Origin of the sequence: Sporosarcina sp. A2, from assembly GCF_050858885.1 — a bacterium.
GTDB lineage: Bacteria > Bacillota > Bacilli > Bacillales_A > Planococcaceae > Sporosarcina.
In genome coordinates, this window is record NZ_CP193902.1 from 1 (window position 1) to 3,527 (window position 3,527).

Here is a 3,527-nt window from a genome sequence, read left to right on the forward strand (position 1 = left end):
CTGTAAACCAGTAGTAAACCCTTTTGTTTAATGGTAAACCCGCAGAAAACAGGTAAACTAAATAGGATTTTTAAAGATACGAGAGATTATTCAATCTTCAACAAACGGGCCATTTACTTGAAGAAAGAATTTGTTTTTTTTATAGTCTGTTGGAACTTTATGTTAAAATATTTATATATTTCGAATTAAAGGGGGATAGATTCATTGAGTAAAAATGCGAAATTACTTTATTGTATATTGGGTAGTGCTGTACTTGCTTTATTAAATAGTTCTATGCTTAGTTACGCTAAACTTGGTATGTTCCCAGGTGGTTATGGTGGAAATATATTGGGAGAATTGTTAGTTCTAATTGCAAATATATTGTCTTTGCTTGGGTTTATATTTTTAATATTATTTTCTCTTATCTTAATAATAAATAATATTAATTTAAAGGAAAAATAAATAACTTGCAATCGAATCTTCAACTAAAGGGTGCGATTGTTGAAGAAGAAAGGGTGGCGAAAGCTACTCTTTTTTTGTTTTCCCCTTTGTTTTAGGGTTGAGGTGAAGGCGGGTTTGATTGCGTAAATTCACATGGAGTAAGTGAAAGTTTGCGCTCGGAAGTGCTGGCGGTTTGTCGGGGCATAATGGCAAATGCAAGCCGGAAAAACTGAAACTTCGTTTTAGGTTTATCGGCTTGGCGTGAGCCGAACTCCCGACAAATTTTCGAAAGCAAGGAGGAAAGGTGTGGAGATTTTTTGAGTGAACTTCTCGAAAAATACTACCCGATCCTTGCTTTCGAAAAAGCCTTTTGGGTGATGGAATGGGAGAAAAATTACACACTTGCGAGAATCAGCAAAGGTGAAAATTTTTTTTATGTTACTAGGAAAAAGCAACGGCTGCAGGCGGTGATTTTTTTGCTTTTGACCTCTGGGGAAGCTGTCACGCTAGAGTGACAGCTTCCTGCTTTTAGCCCCCGGCAAGGCACACCTTTACGCATGTAAAGTATAGTGTGTTATACTTTACTTGGAAGTGGACCGAAAAAACAAGGACGAATTTCACCCGAAAAATGGAGCTGATATTGATGAGCTTTGCCGTCTGCAGAATGCAAAAAATGAAATCGCATGACTTGAAAGGGATTCAATTTCACAATCAACGTGAGCGAGAAAGTAAGACGAATCCCGATATAGAAAATGACAAGAGCCATTTAAATTATGATTTTGTGAACAATGGAAATATCGACTACAACGAGCGTGTAAAAGAAATTATTGAGTCACAAAAAACAGGTACAAGGAAAACCCGAAAAGATGCGGTGCTTGTCAATGAGTTGCTGGTGACGTCTGACCGACATTTTTTTGAGCGACTTGATCCAGCTGAACAAAAACGATTTTTTGAGGAAAGTCTCAAACTTTTTTCGGAGCGATACGGTGAACAAAATATCGCCTATGCCACGGTTCATAACGACGAAAAAACGCCCCATTTACATATTGGAGTCGTTCCAATGCGTGACGGAAATCTACAAGGTAAAAACGTTTTTAATCGTGCTGAATTGCTTTGGATACAGGACAAGTTTCCCGAGCATATGAAGGGGCTTGGATTTGATTTGGAACGTGGTGAAAAAGGTTCAAACCGTGAGCATATCGAAACGCAAACTTTTAAAAAACAGACCTTGGAGAAAGAAATTGATTTTCTAGAAAAAAATATTGTGACCAAAAAAGATGAATTGACTGCATTTGTTGAGAAGGTGGAATCTGATTTAGTAGTCCCAGCAAAACGTCAGATGAAAAGCATTGAGGTGCCTACTGGTGAAAAAACCTTATTTGGCAAAGAGAAAACTAAAACGGAAAAAAAGCCGACTGAAAATGTAATTATTTCGAGATCTGATTATAAAAAAATGGTTACTGCTGCACAAGATAACGAAAAACTGAAATTGCATATAAAAAATATGCTAAACACTGATACAGCGAAGGAAAATACAAAATTAGCGCAACAAAATGAACAGATAAAAGAAAAATATAATGGTCTTGTTCAGAGATTTAATGCAAATATTGAGGATTACAATAATCTACTAAAAGAAAACGGGTCGTTAAAATCTCGTGTGAGCGATTTAACGAATGAGATCGGTTCGGTATATAAAAGTGCTAAAGAGTTTCTGAAAGAGCGTACAAGCGATTTAAAAGCCTTCAGGAGCGCTTTTAAAGATTTGGTGGATAAAGTGAAGGAAAAAACTCCAGGAAGCGAATTTGAGCGATTGGAGAAGCGTGAGCGAAGTCGTGAACGGAATCGTGGATTGGAAAGATGAAAAATGCCTGTAAAGGTGTTTTTCATCTTTTTGTTTTGGGTTTTATTTTTGGGTTTTTGGGTTTTTGGGTCTTGGTTTTTGGGTGGGAGCGGAAAAAAGGGGGGGGCTACTACGACCCCCCCTTTAAGTGCCGAGTGCCAACTTCAGCGAAAAAGCCGCACAAAGCCAGGTGGGGTAAGGGTTTGTGGTGGGCGAGTTCTCGGCGAGTTTTCGGCGAGTTTTCAGCGTTTTTTTAGCTGATTTGCGGAAAAATGTATTTCTTTGTAATGCTTTACTTAGTCTTTATAATGTTATATACTAATAAAAAAATATGAGAAAGAAGGTCTTATTATGGCTCAAGAAAATGAAAAAGAAGAAATGCAAAGTGTAACGATTCGTATTCCTAAAGAGTTGTATCTTGAATATAAGCAAGCTTTGTTGGAGCAAGGGAAAATTGTGACTTATGACGTGCGAAGATATATGAATGACGTTGTAGAAAATCATAAGAAGGGGCATAAATGAGCATAAAAAAAGAGCGCCTCTGCGAAAGGTACGCTCAATTTACAACTCATTTTTGTAAGGTGAATATATCATTATGGCTAAAGATAAAGCAAGATACTTCACGTTTTTATTATACCCCGAATCCATCCCTGAAGATTGGGAAATGAAATTAGAATCAATTGGTTTGCCGATTGCGATTAGTCCTATTCATGATAAAGATCTAAGTGGAGTTGAAGGGCAAAAATATAAAAAGGCTCACTATCATGTTATTTATGTGGCGAAAAATCCAGTAACGGCAGATAGTGTGCGCTATAAAATTAAACAAATTTTGGGCGAAAAAAGCGTTGCTATGGTTCAAATTGTAGTCCAAAGCATGGAAAATATATATCTGTATTTAACACATGAATCAAAAGACGCTATTGCTAAAAATAAGCGGATATACAATAAGCGAGATATTAAGCTACTGAACAACTTTGACATTGATAGATACATAACCCTTGATGTTGAAGATAAGGACGATATGCTAAACGATGTCTGTGATTTGATTGATGAACATGGACTAGCAAACATTCGTGAGTTAAGAAGATTTATAAAAGTTCATGGTTCGAAACATAATTTGCCTAGCATGAAGATAATAAATTCTGTTTTACGGTCGCATACTGGATTAATCAGATTGTATTTCGATGCTGTTTATCAAGAACGGAAATATGGTCGAGGTGATTTCGACAAAGAAACAGGAGAATTAAAATGAATAGGTATGAAAACC

Annotated in this window: 5 protein-coding genes; all 5 read left to right on the forward strand. The window is 36.6% G+C overall.

Going from position 1 to position 3,527, the window contains the following annotated elements; all coding sequences use genetic code 11:
- The first annotated feature begins 204 nt into the window (after positions 1-204).
- Positions 205-441 carry a hypothetical protein gene (locus ACRPI0_RS17275; protein ID WP_432356119.1) on the forward strand — a complete coding sequence of 79 codons (237 nt, stop codon included), beginning with the start codon at positions 205-207 and terminating at the stop codon, positions 439-441.
- 296 nt (positions 442-737) lie between these two features.
- On the forward strand, positions 738-935 hold the full coding sequence (locus ACRPI0_RS17280; RefSeq protein ID WP_432356120.1) for a hypothetical protein: 198 nt from the start codon (positions 738-740) through the stop codon (positions 933-935).
- A 128-nt stretch (positions 936-1,063) separates the two neighbouring features.
- The gene (gene mobV / locus ACRPI0_RS17285) at positions 1,064-2,281 is read left to right on the forward strand and encodes a MobV family relaxase (protein ID WP_432356121.1); all 1,218 of its coding nucleotides are present in this window, start codon (positions 1,064-1,066) and stop codon (positions 2,279-2,281) included.
- Between the two features lie 330 nt (positions 2,282-2,611).
- On the forward strand, positions 2,612-2,782 hold the full coding sequence (locus ACRPI0_RS17290; protein ID WP_432356116.1) for a hypothetical protein: 171 nt from the start codon (positions 2,612-2,614) through the stop codon (positions 2,780-2,782).
- A 73-nt stretch (positions 2,783-2,855) separates the two neighbouring features.
- Positions 2,856-3,512 carry a replication protein gene (locus ACRPI0_RS17295; protein WP_432356117.1) on the forward strand — a complete coding sequence of 219 codons (657 nt, stop codon included), beginning with the start codon at positions 2,856-2,858 and terminating at the stop codon, positions 3,510-3,512.
- Positions 3,513-3,527 lie beyond the last annotated feature (15 nt).